Source organism: Buchnera aphidicola (Sitobion avenae) (genome assembly GCF_005082585.1).
Taxonomy (GTDB): Bacteria; Pseudomonadota; Gammaproteobacteria; order Enterobacterales; family Enterobacteriaceae; genus Buchnera; species Buchnera aphidicola_Z.
In genome coordinates, this window is the sequence record NZ_CP034855.1 from 441,623 (window position 1) to 459,146 (window position 17,524).

16 protein-coding genes and 3 tRNA genes are annotated in these 17,524 nt (G+C 26.1%); 5 read left to right on the plus strand and 14 right to left on the minus strand.

Translation table 11 applies throughout. The features are described 5' to 3' along the window. Positions 1-69: 69 nt before the first annotated feature. Complete coding sequence (gene metK, locus D9V77_RS02040; RefSeq protein ID WP_158338597.1) at positions 70-1,209, minus strand: methionine adenosyltransferase; 1,140 nt, start codon at positions 1,207-1,209, stop codon at positions 70-72. A 326-nt stretch (positions 1,210-1,535) separates the two neighbouring features. Here metK and D9V77_RS02045 point away from each other — a divergent pair, with 326 nt between their 5' ends. Both D9V77_RS02045 and D9V77_RS02050 read left to right on the plus strand, forming a co-directional pair. Continuing rightward, positions 1,536-2,204 carry an endonuclease gene (locus tag D9V77_RS02045; protein ID WP_187307854.1) on the plus strand — a complete coding sequence of 223 codons (669 nt, stop codon included), beginning with the start codon at positions 1,536-1,538 and terminating at the stop codon, positions 2,202-2,204. Positions 2,205-2,215: 11 nt separating this feature from the next. Further along, complete coding sequence (locus tag D9V77_RS02050; protein ID WP_158338599.1) at positions 2,216-2,956, plus strand: 16S rRNA (uracil(1498)-N(3))-methyltransferase; 741 nt, start codon at positions 2,216-2,218, stop codon at positions 2,954-2,956. An 80-nt stretch (positions 2,957-3,036) separates the two neighbouring features. Here D9V77_RS02050 and rpiA read toward each other — a convergent pair whose 3' ends face one another. The 4 genes from rpiA to D9V77_RS02070 all read right to left on the minus strand — a co-directional run bounded on the left by rpiA (position 3,037) and on the right by D9V77_RS02070 (position 4,232). Then, on the minus strand, positions 3,037-3,699 hold the full coding sequence (rpiA, locus tag D9V77_RS02055) for a ribose-5-phosphate isomerase RpiA (RefSeq protein ID WP_158338601.1): 663 nt from the start codon (positions 3,697-3,699) through the stop codon (positions 3,037-3,039). Positions 3,700-3,884: 185 nt separating this feature from the next. Then, positions 3,885-3,959 (minus strand) — tRNA-Gln (locus tag D9V77_RS02060). A gap of 100 nt (positions 3,960-4,059) precedes the next feature. After that, positions 4,060-4,141 (minus strand) — tRNA-Leu (locus D9V77_RS02065). Positions 4,142-4,155: 14 nt separating this feature from the next. Continuing rightward, positions 4,156-4,232 (minus strand) — tRNA-Met (locus D9V77_RS02070). Positions 4,233-4,331: 99 nt separating this feature from the next. On the opposite strand from D9V77_RS02070, the gene glnS reads away from it, so the two are divergent. The 3 genes from glnS to eno all read left to right on the plus strand — a co-directional run bounded on the left by glnS (position 4,332) and on the right by eno (position 9,191). Continuing rightward, positions 4,332-6,044, plus strand: a complete 1,713-nt coding sequence (gene glnS / locus D9V77_RS02075; RefSeq protein ID WP_410051810.1) for a glutamine--tRNA ligase — start codon at positions 4,332-4,334, stop codon at positions 6,042-6,044. A gap of 174 nt (positions 6,045-6,218) precedes the next feature. Then, entirely contained in the window at positions 6,219-7,856 is a 1,638-nt protein-coding gene (locus D9V77_RS02080; protein WP_158338605.1) for a CTP synthase, read from the plus strand. Positions 7,857-7,886: 30 nt separating this feature from the next. Continuing rightward, positions 7,887-9,191, plus strand: a complete 1,305-nt coding sequence (gene eno, locus D9V77_RS02085; protein WP_158338607.1) for a phosphopyruvate hydratase — start codon at positions 7,887-7,889, stop codon at positions 9,189-9,191. A gap of 212 nt (positions 9,192-9,403) precedes the next feature. Here eno and D9V77_RS02090 read toward each other — a convergent pair whose 3' ends face one another. The 9 genes from D9V77_RS02090 to D9V77_RS02130 form a co-directional block, all read right to left on the minus strand. Beyond that, the gene (locus D9V77_RS02090) at positions 9,404-10,417 is read right to left on the minus strand and encodes a peptidoglycan DD-metalloendopeptidase family protein (RefSeq protein ID WP_158338609.1); all 1,014 of its coding nucleotides are present in this window, start codon (positions 10,415-10,417) and stop codon (positions 9,404-9,406) included. A gap of 94 nt (positions 10,418-10,511) precedes the next feature. Continuing rightward, the gene (ispF, locus tag D9V77_RS02095; RefSeq protein WP_158338611.1) at positions 10,512-10,997 is read right to left on the minus strand and encodes a 2-C-methyl-D-erythritol 2,4-cyclodiphosphate synthase; all 486 of its coding nucleotides are present in this window, start codon (positions 10,995-10,997) and stop codon (positions 10,512-10,514) included. A 19-nt stretch (positions 10,998-11,016) separates the two neighbouring features. After that, positions 11,017-11,724: a 2-C-methyl-D-erythritol 4-phosphate cytidylyltransferase gene (gene ispD / locus D9V77_RS02100; RefSeq protein WP_158338613.1), complete on the minus strand. Its 708-nt coding sequence runs from the start codon at positions 11,722-11,724 to the stop codon at positions 11,017-11,019. Between the two features lie 56 nt (positions 11,725-11,780). Then, a complete protein-coding gene (locus tag D9V77_RS02105; protein ID WP_158338615.1) occupies positions 11,781-12,002 on the minus strand; it encodes a septum formation initiator family protein in 222 nt (73 codons plus the stop codon). A gap of 51 nt (positions 12,003-12,053) precedes the next feature. Then, on the minus strand, positions 12,054-12,674 hold the full coding sequence (cysC, locus tag D9V77_RS02110) for an adenylyl-sulfate kinase (RefSeq protein ID WP_158338617.1): 621 nt from the start codon (positions 12,672-12,674) through the stop codon (positions 12,054-12,056). A gap of 1 nt (position 12,675) precedes the next feature. Next, positions 12,676-14,094, minus strand: coding sequence for a sulfate adenylyltransferase subunit CysN (gene cysN, locus D9V77_RS02115; RefSeq protein ID WP_158338619.1), 1,419 nt, complete (start codon positions 14,092-14,094; stop codon positions 12,676-12,678). Between the two features lie 21 nt (positions 14,095-14,115). Beyond that, positions 14,116-15,024, minus strand: a complete 909-nt coding sequence (cysD, locus tag D9V77_RS02120) for a sulfate adenylyltransferase subunit CysD (RefSeq protein WP_158338621.1) — start codon at positions 15,022-15,024, stop codon at positions 14,116-14,118. Positions 15,025-15,063: 39 nt separating this feature from the next. Continuing rightward, the gene (gene cysG / locus D9V77_RS02125) at positions 15,064-16,455 is read right to left on the minus strand and encodes a siroheme synthase CysG (protein WP_158338623.1); all 1,392 of its coding nucleotides are present in this window, start codon (positions 16,453-16,455) and stop codon (positions 15,064-15,066) included. Positions 16,456-16,781: 326 nt separating this feature from the next. Continuing rightward, the gene (locus D9V77_RS02130) at positions 16,782-17,516 is read right to left on the minus strand and encodes a phosphoadenylyl-sulfate reductase (RefSeq protein WP_158338625.1); all 735 of its coding nucleotides are present in this window, start codon (positions 17,514-17,516) and stop codon (positions 16,782-16,784) included. Between the last annotated feature and the right edge of the window lie 8 nt (positions 17,517-17,524).

Below are 17,524 nucleotides of genomic sequence, written 5' to 3' on the forward strand. Positions count from 1 at the left end.
TAAACTTTAATATTAAAAAAATTTTACTAAAATATTTATTTTCTGAATAATAAAATTGTTGAAATAATTTTATCGAGATAATTCATTCACTTTGTCAATTTTTTCCCACGGAAATTCTTCTCTACCAAAATGACCATACACAGCTGTTTTTAAATAAATAGGTTGAAGAAGATTCAGCATTTTAATTAATCCATATGGGCGTAAATCAAAAATATCTCGAATTAAAGAAATCAAAGAACTATTACTTATTTTTCCAGTTCCAAAGGTGTCTATCATAATAGAAGTAGGTTCTGCTATTCCTATAGCATAAGAAAGCTGAATCTCGCAACGGTCAGCTAAGCCAGCAGCAATAATGTTTTTAGCTACATATCTAGCTGCATATGCTGCAGAACGATCTACTTTTGAAGGATCTTTACCAGAAAAAGCGCCTCCTCCATGTCTCGACATGCCCCCATAAGTATCAACAATAATTTTACGCCCTGTTAAACCGCAATCTCCCATAGGACCTCCTATAACAAATCTACCCGTGGGGTTAATAAAAAATTTTGTATTCTTTGTTAACCATTTATTTGGCAGTACTGGTTTTATAATTTCATCCATAACCGCTTCTTTTAAAACATTTTGCGTAATGTTTTCTCGATGTTGAGTAGAAAAAACTACAGTGTCTATTTCTAGAATTTTTCCATCATTATATTTAAATGTAACTTGACTTTTAGCATCAGGTCTTAACCAAGGTAAAATATTTTTCTTCCTTAATTCAGATTGTTTTTTCATTAAAAGATGAGCATAAGTAATAGGAGCAGGCATTAACACTTCAGTCTCGTTAGTAGCATAACCAAATATAATTCCTTGATCTCCAGCTCCTTGTTTTAAAGGATCAAGATGATTTATACCTTGATTAATATCTAAAGATTGTTTTCCAATTGCACTTAAAACTGCACAAGAATTAGCATCAAATCCTGAATCAGAATCAACATAACCAATATTACTAATAGTATTTCGAGCAATTTCCTCTACATCAACCCATGCAGTTGTTGTAATCTCTCCGCCAATTAAAACCATACCCGTTTTAACATAAGTTTCACAGGCAACATGTGCCTGAAGATCTTGTTTAAGTATTTCATCCAGTAGGGCATCAGAAATTTGATCAGCAATCTTGTCAGGATGACCCTCCGAAACAGATTCAGATGTAAAAAGATATTCAGTCATATTTTATCCACTTGATTTAAAAATAATTTAATTTCTACATTCTAAGAAATAAAAAAATTTTTTAAAGTATAAATCTTAAATAGAAGATATATTGAAATTTAGATTGTTTTTCATTTATAATAAAATATTACTTCATTATAATATTTTTTAAAATAAAAACTTATAACTAGATATTTGTTTTTAAAATATAAAATATAGTATTTTTCTAAAAAAGAAAAATAAAATATATTTTGAATTACAACATATTATAAATATTTATTATAAAAAATAGAAAAAATAAAAATGCTAAAAAAATTATTTATTACTATGATTAGTATGTTTTTTTTTTGTCTTTGAATAAACAAAATAATTTTAAAAAAAATACTATAAAAAATTTCTATCAAGCCAAACTTATATCAATTAAAATTCATCAAAATGCACCAGGCTCGTTTTATTGTGGATGTAAAATCATTTGGAAACAAAAAAAGGGAATTCCTAATCTATATTCCTGTGGATATAAAATTAGAAAAAATAAAAATCGTGCAATAAGAATTGAATGGGAACATGTAGTGCCAGCATGGCAATTCGGACATAAAAAAAAATGCTGGAAAACAGGAGGTCGTAAAAAATGTACTGCAAATCAAAGATATAAATATATTGAATCTGATCTTCATAATTTACAACCGGCTATTGGAGAAATAAATGGAGATCGTTCTAACTTTATATATGGAGAGTTAAATAATAAAACTTCACTATATGGAAGATGTAATATGAAAATAGATTTTCAAAAAAAAATAGCAGAACCACCTGAAAGAGCTCGGGGTGCTATAGCGAGAACTTATTTTTATATGAGCAAAAAATATAATATTATTTTATCACAAAACGAAAAAAAAATATTTAAAATATGGAATAAAAATTTTCCTGTAACCAAATGGGAGTGTGAAAGAGAAAAATTAATATTTAAAATACAAGGAAATCATAATAATTATATTTATAAACAATGCTATAAACAATAAAAAAGAAAAATATGAATAAAAAAATCCCACGAATATATATTCAAGATCATTTAAACCTTGATAAAATTTATTTTTTATCAACAGAGAATAGACATTATGTTAAAACAGTTTTAAGGATGAAACTGCAAGATGTATTAGAGGTATTTAATGATACTGATTATGTTTTTTTCGCTGAAATAAAATATATTTCTAATCAAATAATTAAAATAAAAACTTTTAAAAATGAATTTAAAAAAGTTGAATCTCCACTGCATATTCATTTAGGACAAGTTCTTTCTAAAAATGATAAAATGAACTTTACTATTCAAAAATCAATTGAAATGGGTGTTAATATTATCACTCCATTATTTTCTAATAATTGTCATGTGGACAAAAACAATATAAATATTAAAAATAAAATAGAACGTTGGAAAAAAATAGCAATTTCCGCATGTCAACAGTGCAAACGCAATATTATTCCAAAAATAAAAACACCTATAGATATTTTTACATGGTGTAAAAAAAAGAAAAAAAATGATATTAATATGATTTTTCATCCACAATCTAAATTAACGATTAATGACTTAAAAGGATCTATAAAATATATTCGTATGATTATTGGTTCTGAAAAAGGTTTTTCAAATGATGAAATTAAAAAAATTATTAACTATGGATTTCTTTCAATAAAATTAGGACCTAGAATTTTAAGAACAGAAACAGCGGCTCTTGCAGCAATTACTGCTTGTCAAGTAAAATTTGGTGATCTAAAATAAAAATAATAGATCTTTATATTTTTCTATATTATAAGATAATTTATTAAAAAAAATAAATTTTATTGATGCATTAACATTAATTATTTATTTTTTATAGTTTTTATTCCTTTATTCGTGCCCATTAAAATAATGTCAGCGCTTCTAGAAGCAAATAAACCTACTGTAACTACTCCAGGTAATGAATTTATTTTCCTTTCCATGGATATAGGATCTTTTATACATAAATTATATACATCAATAATTATATTACCATCATCTGTAATAAAACCTTTTCGATGTTTGGGTATTCCGCCAATTTTTATCATTTCTTTTAGAATATAAGAAAAAGCCATAGGAATAATTTCAATAGGTAGTGGGAATTTTCCAAGAAAATCTACTTTTTTTGATTTATCAACAATACAAACAAATTTTCTTGACATTGCAGCAATAATTTTTTCTCTAGTTAAAGCACCTCCTCCGCCTTTAATCATTTGCATTTGATGATTAATTTCATCAGCACTATCAACATAAATGTTAAGTGAACTAAAATTTTTCAAATTAAATACTTCTATACCTTGTTTTTTTAATAATATAGTTGAAGCATTTGAACTGGATACTGCTCCATATATTAAATGTTTTTTTGTACTTAAAGCTTCAATAAAATAAAAGACAGTCGTGCCAGTTCCTACTCCAACAATAGTACCAGGACGGATGTAATCTAATGCAGCCCATGCTGCTTTTTTTTTTAGTTTGTTTAGATTCATAATATAAAAAAATATTTTTTTAAATAAAAATTTTAAAAATAGAAAATGATAGTTTTTTTAATTTGATTTAATTAATACTCAACACATAATATACAATTAATAATTTTAAATAAAAAAAGTTTCTATTTTTTATTTTTAAGAATATTATTTACTTAAGAAGTTGAAATAAAAGATGGTTTTTAGAGTGGCTGGGGTACCTGGATTCGAACCAGGGATGCCGGTATCAAAAACCGGTGCCTTAACCGCTTGGCTATACCCCATCATTGTAATATAGTTTATATTATTAGATATTTTTTATTTTTAAAGAATTAATTATAATTGCTTTTATTTTTCAAATGTTACAAAGTATACGAAAAAATATACGGGAGGCGAGATTTGAACTCGCACACCTTTCGGCGCCAGAACCTAAATCTGGTGCGTCTACCAATTTCGCCACTCCCGCTTTAGTAAAAAAAATGGTAGCTACGACGGGAATCGAACCCATGACCCCAGCGTTATGAGTGCTGTGCTCTAACCGACTGAGCTACGTAGCCTAATGAAAATATTATTTTATATAATTTAAATATATTTTATAATATATAAATTTAATAATCAACAAAATTATTTTAATTAAGAATATTAACATCAGGAAGATAATGGATACTAATATAAAAAATAATAATTTTATTTGTCAAATTATTAATAAAGATTTTAATAAAAATAAAGATTTATCTTTTTATACTCGCTTTCCACCTGAACCAAATGGATATCTTCATATTGGTCATGCAAAATCAATATGTTTAAATTTTGAACTTGCACATTTATATAACGGACAATGTAACCTTCGTTTTGATGATACAAATCCACTAAAAGAAAATGTTAAATATATTCATTCTATTAAAAATGATATTAATTGGTTGGGTTATAAATGGCATGGTGATATTCGATATTCTTCAGAATATTTTGAAAAACTATATCAATATGCAAAAGAACTTATTAGAAAAGGTTTAGCTTATGTAGACGAGTTGACAAAAGAACAAATACGTGAATATAGAGGAACTTTAAATACACCAGGAAAAAATAGCCCCTATAGAAATAGAACAATTGAAGAAAACATAGAACTTTTTGAGAAAATGAAAAACGGAAAATTTTCTGAAGGAAAAGCATGTTTACGTGCTAAAATAGATATGAATTCTTCTTTTATTATTATGCGTGATCCTGTTTTATACCGAATTATTTTTGCTGAACATCATCAGACTCAAAAGAAATGGTGCATATATCCTATGTATGATTTTGCTCATTGTCTATCTGATTCTATTGAAGGAATTACTCATTCATTATGTACATTAGAATTTCAAGATAATAAATGTTTATATAACTGGATTTTAAGGAATACTAGTATTACACACTTTCCTCAACAATATGAATTTTCTAGACTGAATCTAGAATTTTCTGTTTTATCTAAAAGAAAACTTAAAATACTTATTGATAATAATATAATACAAGGATGGAACGATCCCCGAATACCTACACTTTCTGGTCTGCGAAGAAAAGGATATACACCATCTTCTATTAAGCACTTTTGCAAAGAAATTGGAGTTACTAAACAGAATACTTTAATAGAATTTTCCATGCTAGAACATTGCATTCGAAAAGAACTAAATCAAACTTCTATACGTACCATGGCTGTACTAGAACCTATTAAAGTATTTTTATATAATTTAGATGAAAATCATGAGGAAAAATTTATAGTTCCTAATCATCCTAATAATCCTGAAATGGGGACACATGAAATTATTTTCACTAATACTATATATATTGAACGTTCAGATTTCCAAGAAAAATATGAAAAAAAATATAAAAGATTAAAACTTGGAAACAAAATACGTCTAAGATATGCTTATATAATTAAAGCAGAAAAAATAGAAAAAGACGAACATAATAATATTATTAATATAATATGTTATTGTGATCTAAACACTTTAGGTAAAAAACCAAAAAATAATAAAAATCCTTCAGTAATACACTGGATTTCAGAAAAAAATACAATTCCAGCAGAATTTAGATTATATAATCAATTATTTAATATAAAAAATCCAGAAAAAGAAAAAAATTTTTTATCTTATATAAATTTAGAGTCATTAATAAAAAAAAATGGTTTTATAGAAAAAGAAATGGGGAAAAAAATACAAAACAAAATTAATACTAGTAATTCAAAATTATGCTTTCAATTTGAAAGAATAGGTTATTTTTGCATAGACAAAATAGATTCGAAAAAAAATTATTTAGTATTCAATCGAACTGTAAGTTTACGTGATACATGGAACACAAAAAAATTAGAACAAAAAAACATTACTAATAATTAGTATCAGTATATAATCTTAAAGATATATTTCACATACAAAATATGATTAGGGAAAAATAGTGAATATATTTTTATTAAAATTTTTATTTCGGTAAATGCATTTATGATTAAATATCATAATAAAATATTCTAAATTAAACACTTACTCATTTTAACTAATATTTTTATATTTAGCATGACTAAAAATTATATTTTTATTACTGGTGGAGTAGTCTCATCTTTGGGAAAAGGTATTACAGCTGCGTCATTAGGTGCAATATTAAAAGCACGAAACTTAAAAATAACAATTATGAAACTAGATCCATATATCAACGTGGATCCTGGTACAATAAGTCCGATTCAACATGGCGAAGTATTCGTCACTGAAGACGGTTCTGAAACAGATTTAGATTTAGGTCACTATGAACGTTTTGTTCATACAAAAATGACGTTTTTAAATAATTTTACTACAGGTGGAATTTATTCTCAAGTTTTAAAAAAAGAAAGAAGAGGTGATTACTTAGGAGCTACTATTCAAGTAATTCCCCATATCACTAATGCTATTAAAGAAAGAATTGTTTTATGTTCAAAAAATAGTAATATTGTTATTGTAGAAATAGGTGGTACTGTTGGAGATATTGAATCACTACCTTTTTTAGAAGCAATTCGTCAGATGGCAGTTGATATTGGACGTAAAAACGTTATATACATACATTTAACATTAGTACCTTATATTGCTACAGCAGCTGAAATAAAAACAAAACCTACACAACACTCAGTCAAACAATTGCTTTCAATAGGAATACAACCAGATATTTTAATATGTCGTTCAGAACAGACTGTTCCTCTTAATGAAAGAAAAAAAATTGCATTATTTTGCAATGTACCAGTTAATGCCGTTATATCCTTAAAAGATGTTAATTCAATATATAAAATTCCAAATTTATTAAAAAATCAAAAATTAGATGATTATATTTGTCAATATTTCAATTTAAATGCTCCTCAAGCTAATTTAAAAGAATGGGAAGAAGTGATTTACGCGGAAAAAAATTTTGATGATAGTATTATTATTGGAATTATTGGAAAATACGTTAAATTACCTGATGCATACAAATCAGTCATGGAAGCTCTTAAACACGCTGGTTTTAAAAATAAAAAAAAAGTTAATATACAATTAATTAGTTCTCAAGATATAGAAAATAACAATTTTAAAAAATTAAAACATCTTAATGGTATTTTAATACCTGGAGGTTTTGGGGATCGGGGTATTACAGGAAAATTATTATCCATACAATACGCGCGAGAAAATAATGTCCCATATTTTGGCATTTGTTTAGGTATGCAAATAGCAATTATAGAATTTGCACGAAATGTTGTTGGAATTAAAGAAGCAAACTCAACAGAGTTTGACCCTGAATGCAAATATCCTATTATTGATTTAATAAAAAATCATCATGATTATTCATGTAAAAATTATAATAAAAACGAAAATAACATAAATTTCGGAGGCACTATGAGATTAGGAGGTCAATCTTGTATATTAAGTGCAAATAGTTTGTCTCGAAAATTATATAATCAAGAAATTATTATAGAAAGACACAGACATCGATACGAAGTCAATAATGTTCTATTAAAAAAAATAGAAAATTCAGGATTAAAAGTAACAGGACGTGCTCAGAACAACAATGTAGTAGAAATTGTAGAATTGTCCAATCACCCATGGTTTTTAGCTTGTCAATTTCATCCTGAGTTCACTTCTACACCACGTGATGGACATCCATTGTTTATAGATTTTATTAAATTAGCAGGAAAACATAAAAAAAAATTCGTATAAGGTATATTAAAATATATTAAGGCCAAAAATATGTCTAAAATAATAAAAGTTATAGCTCGTGAAATAATAGACTCTCGAGGTAATCCTACTGTAGAATCTGAAGTACATTTAGAAGGTGGTTTTGTTGGACTAGCCTCTTCTCCATCTGGTGCTTCTACAGGTTCTTTAGAAGCTTTAGAATTAAGAGATGAAAACCAAAACAGATTTATGGGTAAAGGAGTTAAAAAAGCAGTTTCGTCAATCAATGAAAAAATATCCAGTGCATTAAAAAACAAAAATGCTAAAGATCAAAGTGACATTGATAATATAATGATTGATTTAGATGGAACAAGTAATAAATCTAAATTAGGAGCAAATTCAATTTTATCTGTATCTTTAGCTGTTGCGAAAGCAGCTGCTGCATCAAAAGGAATGCCTTTATATGAACACATTGCAGAAATTAATAATACACCAGGTATTTTTTCTATGCCACTCCCAATGATTAATATTATTAATGGTGGGAAACATGCTAATAATAATATTGATATTCAAGAATTTATGATTCAACCGATCAGCGCAAAAACAGTAAAAGAAGCAATACGTATTGGATGTGAAATATTTCATACACTAGGTAATTTGCTAAAAGAAAAAGGCATGAGCACAGCAGTAGGAGATGAAGGAGGGTATGCACCAAATTTAAAATCTAATGAAGAAGCATTAGATATTATTCAAGATGCGATACACAGAACAAAATATAAATTAGGAAAAGATATAAGATTAGCAATAGATTGTGCAGCATCAGAATTATATGATAAAAATACAAAAAAATATCAATTAAAAGGAGAAAATACTCATTTTTCTTCAGAAGAATTTACTCATTATTTAGAAAAATTATGTAAAAAATATCCTATAGTTTCAATTGAAGACGGACAAGATGAATCTGATTGGCCAGGATTCCTATATCAGACTAATATATTAGGTCATAAAATACAACTAGTAGGAGATGATTTATTTGTTACAAACACAAATATTCTAAAAAAAGGTATAGAACAAGGCATTGCTAATTCTATATTAATAAAACTTAATCAAGTTGGAACATTAACTGAAACTATTCAAGCTATAAAAATGGCAAAAGAAGCAGATTATAGTGTTATTATCTCTCATCGTTCAGGAGAAACAGAAGATGCTTCTATAGCAGATTTATCTGTAGGAATATCAGCTGGGCAAATTAAAACAGGTTCTATGAGCCGTTCAGATAGAATTGCAAAATACAATCAATTAATCAGAATTGAAGAAAATTTAGGAAGAAAAAATGCACCTTTTCATGGTTTAAAAGAAATTAAATCAGCATCATAATTAGTTGTGTTAATAAAATAATACATTAAAAGAATCAGGTATTGTAAAAATATGCCTGTTTCTTCTTAGATAAAATTTTTTTTAAAATAAGATTTTATGTCATATACAAAAATAATTTTTCATATTTTCTGTATGAAAAGTAAAAAAAGTAATTATAATATCATTATCTATAAATTCTATAATTTAAAACTCTTAAATATTAATTTAATATATTAGAAATGTACATTAATTTTAGGCAAAACATTCAATGGATTTATAGATTCACCTAAATAACGTATTGCAAAATAAAGTCCTGGCAAGTGAGTATCAGATGACAACCCCATTGTAGCAATTTGCTGTTTTTCGTCTACTATATCTTTTTCTTTTACTAATATCGAATTATTAAAAGCATAAATACTAAGATAATTTTTATTATGTCGAATAATAATCAATTGACCATATTTTTGAAATGAATTAGTAACACATACCACTTCTCCTGAAGCGGCAGCAAAAACTGGTTGTCCTTTAAAACCAGAGATCTCTATTTTTTTATCGTCTGATATATCATTATAAATATACTGAACGTTTTTACTTTTAACAGGCCAAAACCATTTATTAGAAAAATTAAACAATTTCTTGTGTAAATAAACATTATTTTTTTTATATTCTTTATTACAAAAGAAACATATTTTCATCTCTTTTATATTATTTGTTAAAAAATTTTTTATACCTAATGGCGTTTGAAAAATAAATTTATAAGAAAAGTCATTTAAAATAGTATTATCTGAGTTTAAAATAGTAAAATTATGTTCGTTTTCATTAATTAAAATATCTCCCATCCATATTTTTTGACCTATAATTATTTTATAAGGTTTTTTAATTGAATTAAATTTAGATAATTCATAATAATTATAACCAGAATTTTTAGCGATAGAATATAGAGTATCTTTAGATTTTACAATATAAAATATTTTAAATCTGTTTTTATAAAAAAACCCAATAAAATTATTATTTGAAATAATAATTTTTTGTTCTTTTTGTTCTTTTTGAAAAAAATTCTTTGGAGACTTTAAAAATGAAAAACACTCATTTTTCTTTAAAAAAATAAAATTATTGCTATTTTTTTTATTTAAATACAAATTAGAATCGTTTTGATTTTCTATAGAGAATCCTAATGCAATATTTTTCCAAAAGAATAAAAAAAATACCAAAAACAATAATTTAAATAAAGAAATTTTTTTTTGCATTAATTTTATCCATTCCATTCAATAAAAAATAAATTTATTACACTATATTTTTTTATATATTTTTAAAACGAAGAAAATTTACCATCTATTTCATTTAAACAAATTTTGCATTTTTTATAAGCATGACAATTGCTTGACAAGCAATGCCTTCTTTTCTTCCAATGCATCCTATTCTTTTAGCACTAGTAGATTTAATACTAATATTATCTATTTCGGTATTAAGATCTAAAGATATATTTGATCTCATCGAAAATATATAAGGCAATATTTGTGGCTGTTCTGTGATAATAGTAATATCAAGATTACATATATCATAATTTATTAATTTAATTTTTTTCCAAACTTTTTTCAAAAGTATTCTACTGTCAATATTTTTATATATTTGATTATCACTAGGGAAAAACGTACCAATATCACCCATTGCAACAGCACCTAATAATGAATCTATTATAGCATGTATTAATAAGTCACCATTAGAATGAGCAATAAGACCTTCTTTATAAGGGATTAGTACACCACCGATAATTAATGGTTTCTTACTTCCAAAAGAATGAAGATCAAAACCATATCCGATTCTCATAAAAATATCCTTTTTTGATTTATATATTACAATCTTTTAAATAAAAATTCGCAAGAATAAGATCTTCAGGCCAAGTAATTTTAATATTCCTACAGCTTCCTTTAACTAATAATGGATTATATCCACAATATTCTAGTGCTGATGCCTCATCTGTTATACTAATTTTATCTTTGATAATTTTTTTTAAACAATATTCCAGCAATCTTGCCTGAAACAACTGAGGAGTTAACGCGTGCCATAAATTTTTTCTATGTACAGTATATAATATTTTTTCTTGTGCTAAATCACTATATTTCATAGTATCAGATACCGGTCTTGCTAAAACAGCACCTACTGGATTTTTTTTAATCACAGATATTAAATTATCTAAATCTTTATAACTTAAACATGGACGAACAGCATCATGAACTATAACCCAATCCGCATCTTTCGCAACTATCAATCCTGACAAAACTGAATTAATTCTTTTTTCACCACCAGTAACAGAAATGATGCGAAGATTAGATGATATAGACAATTTATGAAAGTAATCATCTTTTTCATGCAAGCTTATAATTATACGAATTATATCAGGGTGTAATAATAATGTTGTTAAAGTATGTTCAAGAATAGTACGATGTTGAATTTTTATATATTGCTTAGGTAAATCTTTCTGCATTCTACTACCTATTCCAGCAGCAGGTACAATAGCTATAATTTTTGGTTTAAAAAAATTAACCAAGATCATTTGGAATCCAAAATAATACTAAAAATTTTTTTTATTTAAAATCATATATATAAAGATTATATTTTTTTATCGTTATTCACGTTTTTAACGTTCTTATTAAAATTTTCAATTTCTAAGATAATTTTCTTATTGCGCATCTCAAGACATTCGTTTTTTTTTTTTTGCATTGCAACTTTTTCATGTATTTTTATATAATCTAAAATACCATTTTTTCCTAGCCAAAGAGAATATTGTAACCATAATAATAAAAATAATAAAAACATTTTGAATGTCTTCATATGTTACTCTGAATAATTAATTTTCAATAAAAATTTTTTTATTAAAAGTATTTAATTCATATCAATAAAAGATATTATATTATGATTATATAAAATTTTTATTAACTTTTTTAAATTATATTCTACAGAATCTGTACCATTTAAAATCGCATTAGGTGTTCTTGGGATTTCATATATGGATTGCACGCCAGTAAAATTAGATATTTTTCCAGAACGAGCTTTTTGATATAATTTTTTTGGATCTCGAGATTCACAAACACTAATAGGTGTATCAACGAATACCTCAAAAAAATTTTTTTTCCCTAACATTTGACAAATCATTTCCCTGTGATGTCTATAAGGAGAAATAACTGATACTAATATTATTATTCCAGCTTCTAGCATTATTTTTACTACTTCTCCAATACGTCTAATGTTTTCTTTTCGATCAACCATACTAAAACTTAAATCAGAACATAGACCAGATCTAATATTATCTCCATCTAATAAATAAGTATTAATTTCATGTTTGAATAATATTTTTTCTAAAGAATTAGCAATAGTTGATTTTCCTGATCCTGAAAGTCCAGTAAACCATATTGCAATTGATTTATAACCATTTTTTTTTTCACGTTTTATGCGTGTAATTGAATGTTTTTGCCAAATAACATTATTTTTAAAATCGTCATTCATCTTAATTAAAATCCTTTTTATTTAAAAATTTTGGTAGATTCCAGTGTGGAAAATGTCGAGAAATTAAATCATAAAGGTCTGATTCAAAATCTTTATATTCATAAAATATTTTTTCTTTATTTTCTAAACTATTTACAATCATCCCTGCACCTACTGTCATGTTGGTTAGTAGATCAATAAAAATCATATTTCCTGTCATTCTATTGTCACAATAACTATCAAAAATCATAGGTTCACTAAAAATAATTCTCACGCGACCAATACTATTTAAATCAAGAGAGTGTGTTTTTATTTTTTTTAATGTATTAACATCTATTTTAAATAAAATTTCTTTTATGTAAACACGTGTTTTCTTACCAGATAATTTGATATTGTATGATTCCCCTATTGATAAAGCATGATCTTTCATCCAAACAATATCAATAATGCATTCTTGAGATGGTTTTAAAAAAGAATCAATATTTACAAAAAAATCTCCACGATTCACATCTACTTCATCTTTCAATACTATTGTAATCGATTCACCTGTCTCTGCTTTTTTTAAATCCTGTTCAAATGTTACAATCCGAGCAATATGAGATTGTATATTTGCAGGAAGTATTTTAATAGATTGCCCGACATGCAATGTACCAGATAATACAATCCCAGAATATCCACGAAAATTTGAATTAGGACGATTTATATATTGCACTAGAAATCTTGTTTCTTCTAAACTAGTACTAGTTTTCACTTTTATTGTTTCTAAAAAATTTAACAATGTTAAACCCTTATACCAAGGCATTAAATTTTTCTTAAACACAATATTTTCACCAACCAGAGCTGATATAGGAATAAAAAAAATATTTATATCACTAGGAAGTTTTTGTGAAAAAAGTAAAAATTTTTTTTTGATATTTATAAAGATATCTTTTTTATAGTTTACTAAATCCATTTTATTAATAGCAACAATAAAATACTTAATTCCAAGTAAAGAAGAAATAAAACTATGTCGATAAGTTTGTTTTGATAGACCTTTTCTAGCATCAACTAACAAAATAGATAAATTACATGTGGAAGCACCTGTTACCATATTACGAGTGTATTGTTCATGACCAGGTGTATCTGCAATAATAAATTTTCTTTTATGAGTAGAAAAATAACGATAGGCTACATCAATTGTAATTCCTTGTTCACGTTCAGATTGAAGTCCATCTACTACTAACGCAAGATCTATAGCGTGTCCTTGTGTTCCATGACGTTTACTATCATTTTTCAATGAAAATAATTGATCATCATAAATTTGTTTAGTATCATATAACAAACGACCAATTAATGTACTTTTCCCATCATCTACACTACCACATGTTAGAAATTTTAATAAAGTTTTTTTTTGCTGCAGATGAAACCATTTCTTAAAATTATCTTTTATATTAATATTCATTTTTTTTAAATTTCTCTTTTTTTAAAAATAACCTTGTCTTTTTTTTAACTCCATTGAACTTTTTTGATCATAATCAACAGCTCGACCAATTCGTTCACTGGTTTTAACTGTCAGAGTTTCTTTGATCACATCTTCAATATTTTTTGCTTCTGATTCAACTGCGTTAGTTAAAGGCCAACAACCTAATGTACGAAATCTAACCATTTTTTCTTGTATTATTTCATTAGATTGAATATTAATACGTTCATCATCAATCATTATTAATACTCCATTTCTTTCTAATACTGGACGTATAGAAGCAAAATAAAGAGGAACAATTTCAATTTTTTCTAAAAAAATATATTGCCAAATATCTAATTCAGTCCAATTTGACAAAGGAAAAACTCGAATATTTTCCCCCTTATTAATTTGACCATTATAGTTCCACCAAAGCTCAGGACGTTGTTTTTTTGGATCCCATTGATGAAATGAATCTCGAAAAGAATAAATTCGTTCTTTAGAACGTGATTTTTCTTCATCTCGTCTAGCTCCCCCGAAAGCTGCATCAAAACTATATTGATTTATGGCTTCTTTTAATCCTTCTGTTTTCATAATATCGGTATATTTACCACCTCCATTCTGAAAAGGATTTAAGTCTAATAATTTCCCTTTTGAATGTGAATGAACTATTAATTCTATATTTGAAGTACTGGCAATATGATCTCTAAAAATATACATTTCTTTAAACTTCCATCCAGTATCTACATGTAATAAAGGAAATGGTATTACTCCAGGATAAAAAGATTTCTTTGCTAGATGTAACATAACTGACGAATCTTTCCCAATAGAATACAACATTACAGGATTTTGAAATTCTGCAATCACTTCTCTCATGATATAAATACTTTCTGATTCTAATTGGCGTAAATAAGTAGTATTTTTTTTGAACATTATTTTTCCTTTAATGAATTTAATCATAGAAAATGTATTTTATATCTTATTTAATTTATTTTCATTTTGAAACCATGCTAACTTTTCATGAAAATGCACTACATCTCCAATGATTAATAAAGACGGAGTAGCAACCATCTTAATTATTTTTTCAATTTCACTTAAACATCCTGTAAAAACTTTTTGATCAACAGTAGTTCCTTTTTCTACAATCGCTATTGGTGTTGATTTTAATCTACCAAATAAAATAAGTTTTTTAGCAATATATACAGCTTTTAAAGTGCCCATATATATGACTAAAGTATAAGAAGAATCAGACAGAATCGACCAATTATTTACAAAACCATTAATACACTTATGACCTGTAATAAATATAACACCCTGTGCATATTTTCGATGTGTTAATGGTATTCCAGCATAAGCTGCAACGCCAAGTGCAGAAGTTATACCTGGAACTATTTGAAAATTAATACCTGCATTTTTTGCAGCTTCTATTTCTTCACCACCACGTCCAAAAATAAAAGGATCTCCGCCTTTTAAACGTACTACTTTTTTTCCCTGCTTTGCCAAAAAAATTAATAAATTTATAATTTCATCCTGACTAATATTGTTTAAACCAGCACGTTTTCCAACACATATAAGTTGTGCATCACGACGAATTAAATCTAAAACCTCTTCAGAAACTAAGCAATCATATAAAACAACGTCTGCTTGCTGTAGTATTTGCAGTCCTCTTAAAGTTAATAAGCCACTATCCCCTGGTCCTGCTCCTACTAAAATAATTTCGCCGGTTAATAAATCATTTTCATACATATTTTTCTTTAAAATTTTAATTGCTTGTTCTTTTTTTCCATTAAGAATATGTTCAACAAAAACACTCTTAAATAATTTCTCCCAAAATCGACGTCTTTCTAAAAAATTAGAAAAATGTTTTTTAATGACTTCTCGCCATTTACCTGCAATTTTAGCAACATCACCCAGTCTCATCGGCAAAATCGCCTCAATTTTTTCTCGTAAAAAACGTAATAATACAGGAGCGGCACCTCCAGAAGAAATAGCTACAATAATAGGAGAACGATCAATTATGGAAGGAAAAATAAAAGAACATTTAAATTTGTCATCAACTGTATTTACCAATAAATAACGTTCATTGCATTTTTGATATATATATTCATTTAATTTTACATCGTTTGTAGCTGAAATTACTAAAAATATTTTCTTTAAATAAATTAATTCAAATTTTTTAGATAACCAATTTATTTTTCTTTGATGTAAAAGAAATTGAACTTCTGAACATAATTCTTTAGCAATAACACTAACTTTAGCTTTAGCACGAATTAGTAATTTAATTTTATTTAAAGCCACTTCTCCAGCACCAACAACTAAAACATTTTTAGATTTTAAATCTATAAAAAGAGGAAGATAATTCACAATAACCTTATTTTAAAATATAAAACTTATGAATAAATAAAAAAATAATTTTAAAATTATAAGAAACACACAATACTTAAAAATATCATACAAATTTTTATAATAAGTAAAAAATTAAAAATATTTATAAATATTTCTTAAAAAATTTTTATAACTTGAGGATTATAAGAAAATTATTGTAAAATAATTTTTATATAAAAAATTAATTACGTAAGATTAAATATGTTTAATTAAAAATAAATAATTCACTGTATATATAATTATAAAAAATGCAGAAAAAACTTTACAAAAAAAAATTTTTGATAATAAAAACTGATATATTCAATTTAATTTTCATGTAAACCACATTCACGTTTTAATCCAAAAAAACGAGTGTCTTCTTCCAACATTCCCGGTGTATGTTTTATAGTAGTATGTACATCTCCTACAGACGAATATCCATTCTTATGCAATGGATGTATGTCTAAATTATTTTCTTTTATATAATGTTTTATTTTATTATTAGACCAATCTAATATTGGTAACATTTTAAATGTTCCCTTTTGAATAGAAAGATATGATAATGAATTTCGAGTTTTTGATTGATCATGACGTAGTCCAGCAAACCATGTTTGTGCTGATAACTTATTTAAAGCAAAATTCATTGGTTGTATTTTATTAATATCATTATAGAAATCTATTCCTTTTATACCTTGTTCCCACAATTTTCCATATCGTGCTTCTTGCCATGCTGGAGACATTTCCGATCTAAAAATTTTTAAATTTAAATTAAATTTATTACTTAACACATCAATAAATTTATATGTTTCAGGGAACAGATAGCCTGTATCAATTAATACAATAGGAATATTAGGTTTTTGTTTAGTCATGAGATGCAATAATACTACTGATTGAATACCAAAACTAGATGACATGATCTGTGTATGAGGCAAATTGTCTAATGCCCAAGAGATACGTTCTTCTGTAGAAGAATTTGATATAAGTATGTTTGATTCAAATAATATCTTGTTTTTTTTTTCAGAATTTAATAGATTAATGTTTTTAATTGGAAATATAGACATTATATTTT